This window comes from Methanoregula boonei 6A8, assembly GCF_000017625.1.
GTDB lineage: Archaea > Halobacteriota > Methanomicrobia > Methanomicrobiales > Methanospirillaceae > Methanoregula > Methanoregula boonei.
Map to the genome: position 1 here is coordinate 1986273 of NC_009712.1, position 16713 is coordinate 2002985.

The 16713-nt window shown below is 55.6% G+C and carries 14 protein-coding genes and 2 tRNA genes; 5 read left to right on the forward strand and 11 right to left on the reverse strand.

The window, feature by feature from the left end:
• Positions 1-18: 18 nt before the first annotated feature.
• Positions 19-1995 (forward strand): PINc/VapC family ATPase, encoded by a 1977-nt coding sequence (locus MBOO_RS10005; RefSeq protein ID WP_012107492.1) that lies wholly within the window; start codon positions 19-21, stop codon positions 1993-1995.
• A 52-nt stretch (positions 1996-2047) separates the two neighbouring features.
• A complete protein-coding gene (gene leuS / locus MBOO_RS10010) occupies positions 2048-4828 on the forward strand; it encodes a leucine--tRNA ligase (protein WP_012107494.1) in 2781 nt (926 codons plus the stop codon).
• A gap of 281 nt (positions 4829-5109) precedes the next feature.
• Here leuS and MBOO_RS10015 read toward each other — a convergent pair whose 3' ends face one another.
• Both MBOO_RS10015 and MBOO_RS10020 read right to left on the reverse strand, forming a co-directional pair.
• A complete protein-coding gene (locus MBOO_RS10015; RefSeq protein WP_048068439.1) occupies positions 5110-5631 on the reverse strand; it encodes a YkgJ family cysteine cluster protein in 522 nt (173 codons plus the stop codon).
• 68 nt (positions 5632-5699) lie between these two features.
• Entirely contained in the window at positions 5700-6017 is a 318-nt protein-coding gene (locus MBOO_RS10020) for a DUF5611 family protein (protein ID WP_012107496.1), read from the reverse strand.
• A gap of 35 nt (positions 6018-6052) precedes the next feature.
• Here MBOO_RS10020 and MBOO_RS10025 point away from each other — a divergent pair, with 35 nt between their 5' ends.
• The 3 genes from MBOO_RS10025 (at position 6053) to MBOO_RS10035 (ending at position 7390) form a co-directional block, all read left to right on the forward strand.
• Entirely contained in the window at positions 6053-6781 is a 729-nt protein-coding gene (locus MBOO_RS10025) for a proteasome assembly chaperone family protein (RefSeq protein ID WP_012107497.1), read from the forward strand.
• A 6-nt stretch (positions 6782-6787) separates the two neighbouring features.
• Entirely contained in the window at positions 6788-7186 is a 399-nt protein-coding gene (locus MBOO_RS10030; RefSeq protein WP_012107498.1) for a DUF473 domain-containing protein, read from the forward strand.
• A 129-nt stretch (positions 7187-7315) separates the two neighbouring features.
• Positions 7316-7390 (forward strand) — tRNA-Arg (locus MBOO_RS10035).
• 107 nt (positions 7391-7497) lie between these two features.
• On the opposite strand, the gene MBOO_RS10040 is transcribed toward MBOO_RS10035, so the two are convergent.
• The 9 genes from MBOO_RS10040 to MBOO_RS10080 all read right to left on the reverse strand — a co-directional run bounded on the left by MBOO_RS10040 (position 7498) and on the right by MBOO_RS10080 (position 16649).
• Positions 7498-7962 (reverse strand): NusA-like transcription termination signal-binding factor, encoded by a 465-nt coding sequence (locus tag MBOO_RS10040; RefSeq protein ID WP_012107499.1) that lies wholly within the window; start codon positions 7960-7962, stop codon positions 7498-7500.
• 1 nt (position 7963) lies between these two features.
• Positions 7964-8257, reverse strand: coding sequence for a 50S ribosomal protein L30e (locus MBOO_RS10045; protein WP_012107500.1), 294 nt, complete (start codon positions 8255-8257; stop codon positions 7964-7966).
• Between the two features lie 47 nt (positions 8258-8304).
• Complete coding sequence (rpoA2, locus tag MBOO_RS10050; RefSeq protein ID WP_012107501.1) at positions 8305-9477, reverse strand: DNA-directed RNA polymerase subunit A''; 1173 nt, start codon at positions 9475-9477, stop codon at positions 8305-8307.
• Between the two features lie 2 nt (positions 9478-9479).
• Positions 9480-12119: a DNA-directed RNA polymerase subunit A' gene (locus tag MBOO_RS10055; RefSeq protein WP_012107502.1), complete on the reverse strand. Its 2640-nt coding sequence runs from the start codon at positions 12117-12119 to the stop codon at positions 9480-9482.
• A 17-nt stretch (positions 12120-12136) separates the two neighbouring features.
• Positions 12137-13951, reverse strand: coding sequence for a DNA-directed RNA polymerase subunit B (rpoB, locus tag MBOO_RS10060; protein ID WP_012107503.1), 1815 nt, complete (start codon positions 13949-13951; stop codon positions 12137-12139).
• Positions 13948-15516 (reverse strand): DNA-directed RNA polymerase subunit B'', encoded by a 1569-nt coding sequence (locus MBOO_RS10065; protein ID WP_012107504.1) that lies wholly within the window; start codon positions 15514-15516, stop codon positions 13948-13950. Before MBOO_RS10065 ends, rpoB begins: the two co-directional genes overlap by 4 nt.
• A gap of 9 nt (positions 15517-15525) precedes the next feature.
• Entirely contained in the window at positions 15526-15777 is a 252-nt protein-coding gene (locus MBOO_RS10070) for a DNA-directed RNA polymerase subunit H (RefSeq protein WP_012107505.1), read from the reverse strand.
• Between the two features lie 76 nt (positions 15778-15853).
• Positions 15854-15927: transfer RNA gene (locus tag MBOO_RS10075), tRNA-Lys, on the reverse strand.
• Between the two features lie 56 nt (positions 15928-15983).
• Positions 15984-16649, reverse strand: coding sequence for a response regulator (locus MBOO_RS10080; protein ID WP_012107506.1), 666 nt, complete (start codon positions 16647-16649; stop codon positions 15984-15986).
• Between the last annotated feature and the right edge of the window lie 64 nt (positions 16650-16713).

Sequence of the window (16713 nt, forward strand, 5' to 3'; positions counted from 1 at the left end):
TGGGATGAGGAATATTTTATGATACTGGTACCAGATACAAGCGTCCTCATTGACGGGCGCATAACCTCAATGATAAAGGCCGGTGAATACAAGGGAGCAACAATAATCGTCCCTGAGGCGGTCATTGCCGAGCTTGAAGCCCAGGCAAATAACGGGCGCGAGATCGGGTTCTCGGGCTTGGGCGAACTCCAGTCCCTCTGCAGGATGGCCGAGGAAAAAACCATCGAACTCAAGTTCTCCGGCATCCGCCCCACGCTCGAACAGGTAAAGCTTGCAAGCGGTGGGGAGATCGACGCGATGATACGAAGCATCGCGATTGAGAACGCTGCACGGTTCATCACCAGCGACAACGTGCAGGCCGAAGTGGCACGTGCAAAAGGGCTCGATGTCATCTACTTAAAACCCCAAATTACCGATTTTGTCCCGCTCGGGATAGACCAGTTCTTTGATGAGCATACAATAGCCGTATACCTCAAGGAACGGGTTCCCCCAAGCGCAAAGAAGGGCACCATAAACGATATGAAGCTGGTCAAAATCCGCGATCAGCCGGTAAGCGAGTACGAGCTCCGGAACCTCGCCCAGGAAATCCTCGAACGGGCAAAACGGGATCCCGACGGGTTTATCGAAGTCGAGAAGCGCGGGATTACCGTTGTCCAGATCGGGTCCATGCGCATCGCGATCGCACGTCGTCCCTTCTCGGACGGTATGGAGATAACCGCAGTCCGCCCCATCGTGGACGTAACCCTGGACAACTACGCGAAAGCCGAGGTCATCAAGAAGAGGATTATTTCGGACCGCCGGGGCCTCATTATCGCTGGTTCTCCCGGCGCAGGAAAGACCACGCTTGCCCAGAGCATTGCCATCTTCCTGTCTGACAACGGCTACGTGGTCAAGACTATGGAAGCACCCCGCGAGCTCCAGGTGCCCGACCAGATCACGCAGTACACCACCCTTGACGGGAGCATGTCCAACACTGCCGATGTCCTCCTCCTTGTCCGTCCGGACTTTGTCATCTTCGACGAGCTGCGCAAGAACGAGGACTTTTCGGTCTTTGCCGACATGCGGCTTGCGGGACTGGGCATGGTTGGCGTGATCCACGCAAACAGCGTCCAGGACGCGCTCCAGCGCTTCTCTGATCGCGAGGACTTCTCCGTCCTCTCGCAGATCCTCAACACGATTGTCTTTTTGGAAAAGGGCGTGGTTACAAAAATCTACGAGGTAGGGTTTACCATCAAGGTGCCCGAGGGCATGGGAAGCGAGATGCACATCCGGCCGGTTACCACAGTTACTGATCTTGAGACCGGCAGCCTCGTGCTCGATATTTTCCGGTACGATGGCCAGACGATAGTGATGCCGGTCGTCCCCGGCGTCCCGGCTGCTCCCGCTGCGCCGACGGCAAAAGCAGCCACGGTCCAGAACGCCCAGCCAATTCCTCCGGTCAGCAGACCCGGGAGTTCCCTAGCCTCCATTCCCGACGCAACCCCCCGGGCACCGCAGGCCGAAGATCGACCCGGCTGGAAGGTTAACGAGAAGGAGATCCAGCGCGAGATCGGACGGTACACTGACGGTGAGGTAGAAGTTGAGATGATCAGCGACACCAAGGCCGTAGTTTACATTGACGATAAGGATGTTCCGGCAGCGATCGGCAAGGGTGGCAAGAATGTGTCTGCCATCGTAAACAAGATCGGAATCGGGATCGACATCAAGCCCCGCTCCGACCTTGAACGCCAGCACACCCAGCAGGCATCTGCAAAACCCGAGGGTGAGATCTCACTGGGCGGTGGGATCAAGATCCAGACCGACAAGAAGCAGCTGGTGATCATCGCCCCGGACCAGAGCGGCAAGATCGTTGACGTCTTTGCCGGCAAGGAGTACCTTTTCACCGCCACAGTAAACGAGACCGGCGAGATCAGCCTTGCCAAGAACTCAAGCATCGCGCAGGAGATGCTCCGGCGCTATCAGAATAGCGAGACCATCAGGCTGCGGCCGGTCTGACCGGAGGAATAAAACGCACTACCACCCATAATGAGAGGGAAGGTGAAGGGTTTTGAGCGAATTTGATCTGGGCACATTCGAGAAGGAAGCACACGAGCGGTGGGCGCGGGCGTTCGAGTCCAACCCCTCGGACCGCGAGAAGTTTTACATAACGGTCGCATTCCCGTACCCGAGCGGCGCAATGCACGTCGGTCATGGGCGTACCTATATCGCTCCCGATGTTATCGCACGGTTCTGGCGGATGCGGGGAAAACAGGTGCTCTTCCCCATGGCATTCCACGTCACGGGCGCACCGGTAGTCGGGATCTCGAAAAGGATTGCACGAAACGACCCAAAGACAATCCATCTGTACCGCGACCTCTATAAAGTCCCGCAAAACGTGCTCGCGGAGTTTACCGACCCGCTGACCATTGTCAAGCACTTTGCGGCAGAGTACCAGCGCGTGATGACCTCCTGCGGCCTTTCGATAGACTGGCGCCGGCGCTTCATCACGGTCGACCCGACCTACAGCAAATTCGTCGAGTGGCAGTGGAAGCACCTGTACGAGGCCGGCCACGTAATGAAAGGGGTCCACCCGGTCCGGTACTGCACAGTGGATGAGAATCCGGTCGGGGACCACGACCTGCTCGAAGGGGACAAGGCAGAGGTGATCAAATTCACGCTCGTCATGTTCCACTATGGCGATGCCCTCATCCCCACCGCCACCCTCCGCCCCGAGACCATCCACGGGGTCACCAACCTCTGGGCCAACCCGAACGTGACCTACGTCCGTGCAATCATCGATGGCAAACCGTGGATTGTCTCAAAAGAAGCAGCAGAAAAACTCTCACTTCAGGACCACACCGTCGAGATCGAGAATGAGATTCCCGGAAAGGATCTCATCGACAAGACCGTCACCCACCCTCTCTGCGGCACGGTTCCGATCCTCCCGGCCGATTTCGTGGATCCCGACATGGCAACCGGTATGGTCATGAGCGTTCCCGCCCATGCACCATTTGACTATATCGCGCTCCGCGACCTCCAGCAGCAGGGCAAATACACCACGATCAAGCCGGTCCCGCTGATCAAAGTCGAGGGTTACGGTGAAGTCCCTGCCCAGGATGCAGTTGAGCGGGCAGGGATCAAACACCAGATGGACAGCCGGATGGATACCCTCACTCAGGAGATCTATTCTGCGGAATTTTCGAAGGGAAAACTTTTCGAGAAATACGGCGGAAAGCCGGTCCGGGTGGCTCGCGACGAGGTCGCTCAGGAGATGTGCGAAAAGTACGGCTCGGTCGTGATGTACGAGTTCGATACCCGCCCCGTGATCTGCCGGTGCGGCAACAAAGTCAGGGTCAAGATCCTCCACGATCAGTGGTTCCTGAAGTACAGCGATCCCGTATGGAAGGAGCAGGCGGGTACCCATATCAACGATATGGCGCTTGTCCCACCCGAGGTCAGGGCCGAGTTTGACCGTACTGTCGGCTGGCTCAAGGACTGGGCCTGCACCCGGCGCGTTGGCCTTGGTACCCGGTTCCCGTGGGACCCGGCCCAGCTGATCGAGCCACTCTCCGATTCAACCGTGTACATGGCATACTACACGATCGCCCACAAGATCCGTGAGCTCGATCCCAAACTTCTTACCCCGGCGGTCTTTGATTACATCTTCCTCGGGAAGAAGTCCCCCGACCTTCCCGAGAAGAAAAAACTGGACGCGATGAGGGAGGAATTCCTGTACTGGTACCCGTACGACTACCGGTTCTCGGCAAAGGACCTCATCAGCAACCACCTCACCTTCCAGATTTTCCATCATGTGACCATCTTCCCCAAGGACAAGCTCCCCAAAGGCATGGTGGTCTTCGGCATGGGCCTGTTGAATGGTGCGAAGATGTCATCCTCGAAGGGGAATGTCTTCTTGCTCGAAGATGCCGTAAGCGAGTTCGGGGCCGACACGGTCAGGATGTTTTTGACCGGCAGTGCCGAACCCTGGCAGGATTTCGACTGGAGAAACGAGCTCGTTCTCTCCACCAAAAAGCAAATCGAACGGGTCTACTCTACGATCATGGAGATCAAGGACACCGGTGGCGAGCCCCAGGACATCGATCGCTGGCTGATCAGCCGGCTCCAGGAGCACATTGCAAAAGCAACAGCGGCCCTTGAGAACTTCCAGACCCGGCAGGCGCTCCAGGAAGCATCATTCGGCATCGAGACCGACATGAAATGGTACCGCCGCCGGCTGCCCGCGAATTGCGATGGCAGCAGGGAACTGGCCAACCTCTGTTCGGCCTGGACACGGCTCCTTTCACCCTTTATCCCGTTCACTGCCGAGCACCTATGGAAAGAGTTGGGCAACAAGGATCTTGTCTCCTTTGCTGAATGGCCGGTCGCAGATGAAAAACTGGTCAACACAAGAATCGAGCTCGCAGAAGAGCTCCTTGCCCGGACCGTGGAGGACATTGAGTCGATCAAAAAACTCATCCAGATCACACCCAAGTCCCTCAGTATCGTGCTCGCACCTGCATGGAAGCATGAGGTTTTTAAGACCATCGCAAAGTCCAGCGACCGCAACACCGTGCTCAAGGAGATCATGAAGGACGAGAGCATGAAGAGGCGGGGCAAAGAAGCCACCGACGCTGCAAAACAGTGCACCACACTCATCCACCGCCTGCCCCCGCACGTGGTTACGTCTCTTGCGCAGGAATCAATCAACGAGCGGGCAGTCTTTGAGGCGGCCCAGGCTTTCCTCGAACACGAACTCGGCGTGCCAGTTCACATCATGGATGCGGAGTCAAGCGGTCATGCCAAGGGGGCAACCGCTCTGCCATTCAAGCCGGCAATTGTAATCGAGTAAGTATTCTTTTTTGATTCTTTTTTACAGAAAAATACGCCTGAAACAGGTACACTCTGGAGTCGATGAGAGAGACCGACCACCACCCTTCTCCGCCATCGCCCCCCTTCCACAAGGTGTGGCTGCGGGCGGAATGAGGGGGGCCTCCTCGCGAGGGATGCGATGGTTCCTTGTTTTGCAGGGTGGGCGGGTTCATTCTCTTATATTTCGGAGAGATCGCTGACGACCTGCACCGCCCGGATGTGTGAGGCCCCCGTATCGGAAAGAGATCGACCGTTGTGTTATCACGCATATCCACCCTTAACCGTCTCCCCCCGGTACCCGTGTCCGGCAAGAATCGCACAAACACTATTTACCCACGTGGGATCGCCACAGTGTGTTGCCGGGCAGGGCAAGGGTTTAACCTCATCATTCCATATCGTGGTGAGCACAGGATCAGCAGTCTGGATATCCGCCCGCCCGACCATCCGGCCTGCTGGCTCACCCTTCGAATTGTAGATAATCATATGATAGCACCGGAACTCCCGGCATATCTGGGGCCGGGTGGAATAGATTGCACAGACCTGCCCGGGGCCATGTGGATTGCGGCGCAGGAAGATGCAACCCGGGCGGGAGCCGGCGGAACCCGTGGTGAAGTCCTCATCAATCTCCTCCGCGAACTCCGGCGCCACATGAACGGGAGAGATCTCCCCCGTGATCGTGTTCCTGCAATAATAGTCCATGTCTGAAAGCTGCCGCTCAATCCGGATATATCTGCCAAGGCTGGTACAGCACTTCCCGCAGTGATCACAGACAAACAAGACCATCGGGCACCGGTTACCGGTAATGAATACGCAGAGAAGACGGGGGAAAAACAAGATCGGAGAGGAGAGCGTTATTCCCCTTCTACGCTCTTTGCCCGCTTTACCCGTTCCTTGGTGGAAAAACCTGTGGCCGCATCAAGGAATTTCCTGAATCGCTTGTTCGTGTCGATAATCACCTCATCGCTTGCCGAGATGTCGGATTCAGTGTCCACCCGGAGAGTCTTTCCCCCGGCGCCGATCGTTGCTTCCAGTTTTTTTAAGGCACCGAACCGGATCCGGTACGTGCTCCCGGACTTCTCCGGCTCAATTCCAAAGCAGTTCCTGAGCTCCGTGAAAACGCGCTGTTCGAGATCTTTTGTGAGGCCTCGCTTGATGGGGTACTCCTGCATACTACTTTTTTAGGTACTGCGTGTATGTTAACTTAATGACACCCGAATCTTCTCACGACCTCATGATATTTGCCAACCCCCCACCGGGCGAGGGCGCTGCGGTTCTGATGGGATTCCCCGGGAGCGGCCTTGTGGGCACAATCGCCCTCCAGTACATGGTCGATCAGCTCGAATTCGATCTGGTCGGCACGATGACCTCCCGGTACTTCCCTCCTCTCGCCATGATGAACAAAGGCGTTGTCAACGATCCCGTACGGTTGTACATGAAAAACGATATTGCTGCTATCGTGGCCGATATCCCTATTCACCCTATGATCTGCTACGAGATCTCGACAGGTATTCTCGACTGGCTTGCCCCCTTAAAGCCTAAGGAGGTGCTCACGATTGCCGGGATAGTCACCAACGAGTCGGAAAAACGGGTCTTTGGCGTTGCAACGACTCCCGAAGCACTCACCCGGATCCAGGATCACACCCTCGTCCTCCCAATCGGGAGTATTTCGGGGATCGCTTCGAGTATTCTCACGGGATGCAAGATCCGGAATATCCCGGGGTACGGCCTCTTGGGCGAAACGGTAAATGCGCCCGACCCGCGATCCTCTGCAGCAACTATCGAGGTACTCAACAAGATGTACAATCTGGGCCTCGATATCAAGCCACTCCTTGAGCAGGCCGAGGAAATTGAGCAGAGTATGCACCGGATCTCAGAAGAGGTCCAGCAGTCCGCAGATACCTCGCCCAAAAAAGATCTGCCAATGTACGGGTGACCTGTTATGAAATGCGCAGCATTAACCGGAATTTCGCCCGATCTTATCCGGGATCTCCGGGCCGGACGGCCCCGAACACTCGAATTCCAGAGCACACAGAATATCATTACTATCGCAAATATCGATGCCGGACCCGAAGCCCATATCTTCCTGACCTCCATTGATGCCGAGGACCTGGGACCCGGGGATGCAGGAATCTGCGTCGAAGTTCTCTCCTCATCTATCTCCATGAAGCGGGTCGTGGAATATGCACAAGGAATCTATTACGAGGAACGGGAGCGGATGTCAGCCCGGGTGCAGGTGAAGTACTGCTTCTCGTCCACGGTTCGGGAAGTCTTCCGCGAAAAGCTCTGCGCCCCGACATTTGTGGAAGTGCTAAAATCATCATGTTACCATGCCGGCTGAGTGCCCCGGGCAGGACTACATCATCTTATTCTTGTAATGCATAATGATCCGTCCTGCGTGCGAAACCTGGTCTCCCGATTGGGAACACAGATTAATTAGCCCGGAAAACGAATATAGGAGGCGTTATTTGGGCTTGTGGCTTAGCTTGGACATAGCGCCGGGCTTCTAACCCGGATGTCGGGGGTTCAAATCCCTCCAAGCCCGTTCTCCTTTTTATACACTTCTTATGAGGGGGACTGCTCCTGCTCGATTGAATACCGTAAGATGATCTGTTAAACAAAAGACGGGATAAAAAGAAGAGGTAAGATGTATTACTCTTGGGCCGGTGCATCGTCTACCGGCTTCTGGAGGATCTGCACATCCACGATGTTGTGCTGTCGCAGGGCCAGTTTCTTTGCCTTGAAGATATTCTTACCGTCCTTGCCTATCGCAATACCCCGGTCCTCATCGCGGACTTCGACAGTTGCCGATTGTGCATCGGGCTCCCCGGAAAAGACAATACTTGTTACCTGTGCAGGCAGGAAACAGTTCTTGAGGAACTGCTCAGAGTTACTGTTGTACTCCACAACTTCGATCTTCTTGCCCATTGCCTCGGACGCCTTCTTGATGGATGCGCCTTTCTTTCCGATCGCAAGCCCCATATCCCCGGGGTTGACGACAAAGATCAGCCTCTCATTCCGGTCATCGATAACGCAGTCGCGGCTTCCCGCACCGGTCAGCGACTCGAACTGGGAGATCAGGCGCATGCAGTCTTCGGTCAGTTTGACTTCGACCATATCATGCCGTCCTCTTTAAGGAGAGAATGTCTGACTCGCCGGGGCTGACAATCGCAAGCGTGCTCACCATGAACGGTTTACCGCAGGCCTTGCCCAACGCCACGCTCGAGCCTTCGAACGTGTGGATAAAGAGGTTCTCGTACGAGCCAAGCTGGCTTCTAAAGTTCTCCGGGCAGTTTGCCGCGATGACAACCATCTGGGCCTTGCCCTCTTTTATGCATTTTTCTGTGTTGTTCTGACCGAGAATGACATCTCCGGTCTTGATTGCTCTTCTTAATGAAGCATTAAAATCCATCTGCAATTCTCCTTCTAAAGGGTGGTTTTTGGTTTTTTACCTGGTCTTTAATTCTCTCGCTGTTTGACGGCCACGAGCTTTACATCGCCGGTGCCCAGCTGGATCGGCTGGCCAACGATAACGTTCTCGGTGACGCCGCTCAGTTCATCGGTTTCGTTTGCAACGGCAGCATCGAGCAGGTGGTTGACGGTCACCTCGAATGCGGCACGGGAGAGCACGCTCTCCTTCTCACCGGCAATACCGTGACGGCCGATCTGCTTGACCTCGCCTTCCATGCACATCATGTCAGAAACAAGCATGATGTGACGGACATCTACGAGGATCCCCTGTTCGTTCAAAGTCGACTGGGCCTCGTGGATGATCGCATTTCTTGCCGCTTCGATACCAAGTACCTGGGCGATCTCACTGATGTTGTTGGTGCGGGTTCTTGTGGTGTCCACACCGGCAACGTCAAAGACATCTTTTAGGTTGGATCCCTCAGTATAAAGTATATACTCCCCGGCCTCCTTTCTCACGACGACACGAAGGATATCATCAATGCCCTGCACAATCACGTTCCTGACGTGCTCGGCCAGCTGGAAAAGGTTCTGGTAGCTCTCCCGGTCTTTGGGCGTGAAAATGAGGGTTGCGTTTGCTTCGTCAACATCATGCTCAAAGTCACGGTAGTGACGGCGGTCGCGGATCTTCTTGGGCGCCACTTCCATGATCTCCGAAGGGGAGATCTTGCGTTTCTCGCAGACCTTAACATTGAGGTGAACCACTACCTGCATATTCTCCATGTCGGTAGTGATGTCACCGAACTCGTGAAGCGGTGCGGCCTCAATCTGCCAGCTGACCTCACGGGCCCGGTCCCGGTCAATACCGTACTCGGTTTCGAGGTACACGGTCATTGTCGGGGTGCTGGGCTCTTTTCGTGCATCCATGATCTCGATGAGGCGGGGGAGGCCAAGGGTAACGTTGATTTCTGCGACACCTGCGTAGTGGAACGTACGCATCGTCATCTGGGTGCCCGGTTCTCCGATCGACTGTGCGGCGATCACTCCCACCGCTTCGCAGGCCTCGATCCGGGTCGATTGGTACTCTTTTTCAACCCGTTCCAGAATTTCCTTGAACTGGGCGTCGGTGATCTCCTTGCCCTCCAGGAAGGTACGCAACTGGTCCTTTGTTTTCTGCGGGAGACCGGCTGCCTCGATCTTCTTGTCGTACTTATCGGCAACCATGATCAGACTTCCTCCTTGAGCACGGCTTCAACAATGCCTTTGACATCCACCGGGTCGCCAAAAGCGCTCTTCGTGGGGTCGGTGCTGTCCTCTCCGTACTGGAACTGGATGATCCTGCCGCCGGTCGTTCTGACAGTACCGTCGTACGCGACCTTGAGATCCTGAAGTGCGTTAATCATACGCCGCTGGAGGTACCCGCTCTGGGACGTACGAACGGCTGTATCCACGAGACCTTCACGGCCACCGATAGCATGGAAGAAGAACTCGGTCGGATTTAAGCCACCCTTGTAGCTGTGCGCGATAAATCCGTGTGCATCAGCACCCCGGTCACCTCTTTTAAAGTGCGGGAGGGTACGGTCATCATACCCACGGACGATACGCTCACCACGGACAGACTGCTGGCCGATACAACCAGCCATCTGGGTCAGGTTCAGCATCGAACCACGGGCGCCTGAGACCGCCATTACCACGGCACTGTTCCCAAGACCAAGGTGTCGGCCCGCAATCTGACCGGTCTGGTCACGAGCTTTCCCAAGCACCTGCATAATCTGCATCTCGAGGGTTTCCTCGACAGTACGCCCGGGCATCGGTTCGAGCTGGCCGTCCTCGTAGATCTTAATCCTGCGGGAGACATCAAGTGCGGCAGTATTCAGAACATCGTCGATCTGGCCGTACTCGGTCTTGGAGAGATCTTCGTCATCGATACCGAACGAGAAACCGTCTATCATAATTCCACGGATAGAAAGCTTCGTAACCTGATCAATAAACTCAGTCGCCCGCTTCATGCCGTACTGGCGAATGATCCGGTTAACGATCTGGCCGTCAAATGCACCGATTGCTTTCTTATCGATGGTACCGGATTCAAGCCGGCCCCCCATAATGCGGACATAAGCGTCACGCTCGCAGAGCTCCTTTTTGCAGGTGTCACAGTTCTGGCAGGAGCTGGCATGGAAGACCATGTTGAGCGCTGTCGGCAGGATTTGCGAGAATACCTGCTTGTTGCTCCAGTATTCGATCCCATTCTCGGTCTTACCGGGCGGGGGCATGTGATCGACCCTGACAGGCTTTAAAAGATAGAGCGCCTCTTCTTTGGTGAACCAGCGCATGTCATGGGTCAGCATGAAGATGCCGGATATGTGGTCGTGGATACCGCCAATGATCGGACCGCCAAACCGGGGAGAGAGGATATTCTCCTGAACGGAGCAGAGAATCGATGCCTCTGCCCGGGCTTCCTCAGTCTGGGGAACATGGAGGTTCATCTCATCGCCATCAAAGTCGGCGTTGTAGGGCGGGCAGACAGCCGGGTTAAGCCGGAAGGTCCTGCCTTCCATAACCTTGATCCGGTGGGCCATAATACTCATGCGGTGCAGTGAGGGCTGCCGGTTGAAGAGGACAATGTCGCCGTCGCGGAGCTGGCGTTCAACCGTCCAGCCGGTTTCAATCATGTCGGCGACAGTATCCAGATTATCTGCACCCAGACGGAGACGGCGATTGTCCGGACGAATGACATAGTTTGCGCCGCAGGGAGCATTGACACTGGAACGGATCGGGCCGTTCCTGACAATCTGCTTGAGTTCCTCGAGATTATAGGGTGTGACCCTGACGGGGATCGTCATTTCGTTTGCAACCGCACGCGGAACGCCTACTTCCGTCACCGAGAGATTGGGATCGGGCGAGATAACGGTACGGCTTGAGAAGTTCACACGCTTACCCGAAAGCGAGCCACGGAACCGCCCGTCTTTCCCCTTGAGCCGCTGGGACAGGGTCTTTAAGGGCCGACCGCTCCTGTGCCGTGCCGGTGGGCAACCGGCAACTTCGTTGTCAAGGTAGGTAGTGACATGGTACTGAAGCAGTTCCCAGAGATCCTCAATAATCAGCTGGGGTGCACCGGCGTCCTGGTTCTCCTTGAAACGCTGGTTGATACGGATAATATCCACGAGCTTGTGGGTGAGGTCGTCTTCCGATCGCTGCCCATTCTCAAGGATAATGGAGGGGCGCATCGTAACCGGGGGCACCGGGAGCACCGTGAGGATAGTCCATTCCGGGCGGGCCACCCGGGGGTTGATCCCAAGCGGTATGAGATCCTCATCTGGGATCTTTTCGAGGCGCGCCCGTATATCCGCGGGTGTGAGCTTGTGCTCGACTTTCTTGCCATCCTCGATCATCACTTCGGAGAAGGTTGTGGGCTTCTCGAAGTTGATCTTGAGCTGCTGTTCGCCGCAGTGGGGGCAGACGCGCTCTTTTTTCACGTCCTTCTCCGAGATCTGGTCTCCGGTGAGGTCCTCGTCCGTCCCGACTACCTTCTCGACTTCATCAGGGGAGAGAAGCAGGCGGCCACAGGACCGGCAGGTGACACGGAGGAGTTTTCTGATCAAGCGCGTGTAGCCTACATGGATGACCGGTTTGGCGAGCTCGATGTGCCCGAAATGCCCCGGGCAATCGCTGGCCTTCTGGTCGCAGGTCTTGCACCGGAGCCCCGGGTCGATAACCCCGAGGTTGAGGTCCATGAGCCCCTGCGGATACGGGAAACCATCATCATCGTAGGTATCTGCCCAGATAATCTTCCTGACACTCATTTCCCGGATCTCCTTTGGGGAGAGCAGGCCGAACTCGATTTTTCCAATTCTCTTTGGGCTTGGCATGACTGTATGGCACCTCCTTATACTACATCCTCTAATCTCAGGCGGGGTGCTATTCCCATGCTCTTCATCTCATCCAGCAGGAGCTTGAATGCGTAGCTCATCTCGACCGGGTAAATGTCAGTCTCGTTGCCGCAGGCCAGGCAGCGGGTCATGTTGCGCTTGCGGTCAAGCATTGCCACCATTCCACAGTGGGCACAGACATACTCCTGCACCTTGTCTGATTCGTCAAGCAGACGCTCCTTTAATGCCATAGCGGCACCGTGGCCGATCATGACATCACGCTCCATCTCACCGAACCGGAGACCTCCTTCACGGGCACGGCCCTCGGTGGGCTGCCGGGTAAGCACCTGCACCGGCCCGCGGGACCGGGCGTGCATCTTGGAGCTGACCATGTGGTACAACTTCTGGTAGTAAATTACGCCGATGTAGATATCGGCCTTAAAAGATTTTCCGGTATACCCGTCATACATCACTTCTCGGCCGGTATGAGAGTAGCCGAGTTTTCTGAGAGAGGCACGGAGGTCAGCCTCGCTCTCGCCTCCAAATGCGGTGGCATTGATTCTTCGGCCTTCGAGTGACCCGACCTTACCACCGATCATCTCGAGCATGTGCCCGATGGTCATACGACTCGGGATTGCATGGGGATTGATCACGAGATCGGGAGAGAGACCACTTTCGGTAAAGGGCATGTCTTCCTGGTTGACAATAAGCCCGATAACCCCTTTCTGTCCGTGTCGGGATGCAAACTTGTCGCCGATCTCTGGGACACGGAGGTCACGGGTCCGCACCTTCACGAGGCGTGAACTGTTCTCACCCTCAGTGATAATAACCGTGTCCACGATGCCGTGCTCGTTGCTGCGCATCGTGACCGAGGTGTCGCGGCGCTTCTCCACCGCGATAAGTTCTCCGGAGGGCTCTTCAAGGAACCGGGGCGGCGAAGTCTTACCGATCAGGACATCCTTTTCGGCAACGATCGTTTCGGGATTGATCACGCCATCCTCATCCAGATTCTTATAGGATTCGGCACCGTGGGCACCGCTCACATCTTCATCTGGGACTTCGATGCGGTCAATCTGGCCACCGGGGTACCGGCGTTCTTCACCTTCATAGGTCCTGAAGAAGTGCGAACGGCCCAGGCCACGGTCAATCGAGGCCTTGTTGAAGATAAGCGCATCTTCAATGTTGTAACCTTCGTACGAGAGGATGGCAACCACAAAGTTCTGCCCGGCAGGCCGGTCGTCTGATCCAATCAATTCGGAGGTCTGGGTGTGGGTGAGCGGTTTCTGCACATAGTGAAGCATGTGGCCACGGGTATCCGGCCGGAGCTTCATGTTTGCCGCGGCAAACCCCAGCGCCTGCTTGACCATCCCTGCTCCCATTGTGACACGCGGACTTGCATTGTGCTCCGGGAACGGGACATGCGCCGCACCGATCCCAAGGATAAGCGAGGGGTCAATCTCCAGGTGGGTGTGCGCCGGCGTAATATCGGCGGGATTCATGGCAATGAGGAGATCTTCTTCTTCCTCGGCATCCACGAACTCGATGAGGCCCCGCTGTACGAATGAGGAGAAATCGATCTCACGCTTGGCAAGTTTCTTAATATCGTCTTCAGAGATCAGGCTCTTGCCGTCCTTTAATACGATCAGGGGTCGGCGGGCGCGGCCGCGGTCGGTGAGAAGGATCACATCGCCGTTGAATTCCTTGAACGAGACATTGACCTCGGAGGATATGGCGCCCTGCCGGCGCATGGAACGGATATTCTCCACAAGGCCCTTTGGGTCATCGACAAGGCCGATTAAGGCACCATCAACAAATACGCGTGATTTCTTCATCTGACTTCACCCCGAATGTGCTCGACATTGAGTGAATGCAGGATGCGCATGATCTCCTCTTCGTCATTGACTCCTTTGCTGATCTCCACCATCTGCGCGAAGTTCTTTACCAGACCACAATTCGGCCCTTCTGGTGTCTCACTTGGGCAGATCCGGCCCCATTGGGTCGGGTGCAGATCACGGGCCTCGAAATGAGGCTGCGAGCGCGAGAGAGGAGAGATGACACGGCGCAGGTGCGAGAGAACTGCCATGTGGTCTACCCGATCCAGAAGCTGGGAGACACCAGTCCTCCCACCCACCCAGTTACCGGTTGCAAGAGGGTGAAGCAGGCGTTCGGTGAGCACATCGGCCCTGACTGCAGTGGCAATCGAGAGGTCGCGATGCCGCATACTTGCCCGTTCAAGCTGATACTTGATATCCCGGGTCAAGCGGTTGAGCGAGATACGGAAGAGATCCTCCATAAGGTCGCCTGCGAGCTTGAGCCTCTTGTTGGAGTAATGATCCTTGTCATCGATCCGGCGCTTGTTCAGCACAAGGTCGAAGCAGGCCTCTGCCATGCGGCCAAGGAAGTGCGCCTTTGCGAGTCGGACCGAGGCAACAGCCTCATCATAGCCCTCATCACCCTCCTTGAGGGTAGTAGGCAGCGCATAGTTGAGGTGGGGAAGCAGGTAATTGTCCAGCACAAACTCGGCGCGCTTCTTCTGGTAGTCCTTGGTCTGGTTGGGGGCAAGCTTTTTTCCTACGTACATGACGCCGCCCTCAACCGAGTCGCACTCGCTTTCTTCGAGGTTCTGCATCATGAAGGTGAGGATGTCCTCATCAGTCGAGACCGCATTCACGACTTCTTGATCATTGGTCATGCCCAGGGCCCGCATCAGGTCCACGAACTTGAGGTGGCCTGCAACCGAGGGGAACGAGACCTCAAGCAGATTCTTCTTGTTGCGTTCGACAACAACGAGCGCACGGTAGCCGCGGAACTGCGAGAACACCTTGGCCACATAGATCCGCTCGTTATACCGCTCGGTGAACTCGGTCATGATCTTGTTGGAGGCAAGATCCTCTAAGGTCATGAGCACGCGCTCAGTGCCGTTGACGATGAAATACGCGCCCGGGTCAAACGCATCTTCCCCATGGGAAACGCGTTCCTCATCGCTCATACCATACAGATTGCAGGCAACCGAACCAACCATGATCGGCAGCTGCCCGATGGTCGTGACGATCGGCTCCTGGCGATCCTCTCCGTGTACGAGCGTAAGCCCGAGCTGAATTGGTGCTGCGTAGGTGAGGTTGCGCAGGCGAGCTTCGCTCGGGTACAGTTCACCCTGCGAACCATCGGCCTCGCGCACGAGCGGTTTTTTTACCTCAATATTGCCGAGCTCGACCCAGACCGGGTCGTTATTCCGGCCCCGGTTCTCGATATCGGTTTCGATAATCTTCTGTTCATTGACCACTTTCTGAAGATTTTCTGTCAGGAAATAGTTAAAGGAGTCAAGCTGGTGGCGCGCAACATGCTCCCGTGCAAAGTATGCCCTAGATAAAACGCTTCTGTCGATCAGATAGACCATCCCCGGCCTTTATTTTTTGGGTCTCCTGATAACAAGTCGGTACGCCTCGGCTCTGCCGGCGGTATGACTCTTCCGGATGATCCGGATGACGTCGTCGACTTTCGCATCGATCGCTTTTACTGCAGGATCGTCGTGATAGATTTTTGGTAATTGTTCGGTAGTAATATGGTAGCGGGAGAGCAGGGCAGATACCTCCTCTTCACTCATGAGCTGGTGATCCGGCACCATTACGTGGCTCAACACATTCAGTTTGGTGCTCAAGGAAAAACCCCCTTAACATTGAAACGATTGCCTCTCAGATGCATCACCGCAAAAGATCCACGATTGGTCGTGGTAACGGGCCCGGAGGGATTTGAACCCCCGACCACCTGGTTAAAAGCCAGGCGCTCTACCGAACTGAGCTACGAACCCTGGAAAGTAAGATGTACAGCATTATAACAATGTTAGAAACTTATTTAAATGTTCCTTCAGAGCCCTTCCGGTTTTTTTGTTTCCAGAACAGGGGGTTGCACCTTTTCAACCAGATCATGAATTTCTCGCAGCCTTCGCTCCTCGGCATACACTTTGTCCTCGAGGTTCCGGATTGCATCCCTGTCCTCGCGCGAGACTTCACGTCCCGGCAGATCGATCCCGCTTGCTGCACGGAGAACTGAAAGGAGGTTCCGGTTAACTTCGACATTCTTGCGGAGAAGGGCATATTCATCTATGATTGTGGTATCCATCCCTTTGTCCTGTGCCGCAAGGCGCGCAAGCAGCACATCATTTCTCCGAGAGAAGATCCGCTGGATCGATTCTAGAAGCTGCGCCGGGCTGACGGGTTTTGAGACAAAATCGTCGATGTTCATGCTGTGCTCCCGGGCCTCATCGGGCGTAATTTTTTTTGCCGAGAACATCAGCACAGGAATATCTTTTGTCACCGGATTCTCACGGATCTTTTCCAGTGTCTCCCACCCGTCCATCGGTTCCATCATGATATCCAGCAGTATAAGATCCGGGGTCACGGTCTTAAGAACGGAAAGACAGTCATCCCCGCCATTAGCGGATAGCGGGGTGTAGCCCTTCCGCGTAAGGATCGCTGCAAGACCATCGACAATGAACGGGCTGTCATCCACAATCAGGATAGTAGCGTCCATCTGAGTTCTCCAATATCCGGGGATTGGCAGGCAGGATGAATTATATATCTGCGAGCGCAGGACT

Bases quoted from the DNA above. Each gene is read 5' to 3' on its own strand.
- MBOO_RS10005 (WP_012107492.1), top strand. From the start codon at position 19: ATGATACTGGTACCAGATACAAGCGTCCTCATTGACGGGCGCATAACC.
- MBOO_RS10015 (WP_048068439.1), bottom strand. From the start codon at position 5,631: ATGGTCTTGTTTGTCTGTGATCACTGCGGGAAGTGCTGTACCAGCCTT.
- MBOO_RS10020 (WP_012107496.1), bottom strand. From the start codon at position 6,017: ATGCAGGAGTACCCCATCAAGCGAGGCCTCACAAAAGATCTCGAACAG.
- MBOO_RS10025 (WP_012107497.1), top strand. From the start codon at position 6,053: ATGACACCCGAATCTTCTCACGACCTCATGATATTTGCCAACCCCCCA.
- MBOO_RS10030 (WP_012107498.1), top strand. From the start codon at position 6,788: ATGAAATGCGCAGCATTAACCGGAATTTCGCCCGATCTTATCCGGGAT.
- MBOO_RS10040 (WP_012107499.1), bottom strand. From the start codon at position 7,962: ATGGTCGAAGTCAAACTGACCGAAGACTGCATGCGCCTGATCTCCCAG.
- MBOO_RS10045 (WP_012107500.1), bottom strand. From the start codon at position 8,257: ATGGATTTTAATGCTTCATTAAGAAGAGCAATCAAGACCGGAGATGTC.
- rpoA2 (WP_012107501.1), bottom strand. From the start codon at position 9,477: ATGGTTGCCGATAAGTACGACAAGAAGATCGAGGCAGCCGGTCTCCCG.
- MBOO_RS10055 (WP_012107502.1), bottom strand. From the start codon at position 12,119: ATGCCAAGCCCAAAGAGAATTGGAAAAATCGAGTTCGGCCTGCTCTCC.
- rpoB (WP_012107503.1), bottom strand. From the start codon at position 13,951: ATGAAGAAATCACGCGTATTTGTTGATGGTGCCTTAATCGGCCTTGTC.
- MBOO_RS10065 (WP_012107504.1), bottom strand. From the start codon at position 15,516: ATGGTCTATCTGATCGACAGAAGCGTTTTATCTAGGGCATACTTTGCA.
- MBOO_RS10080 (WP_012107506.1), bottom strand. From the start codon at position 16,649: ATGGACGCTACTATCCTGATTGTGGATGACAGCCCGTTCATTGTCGAT.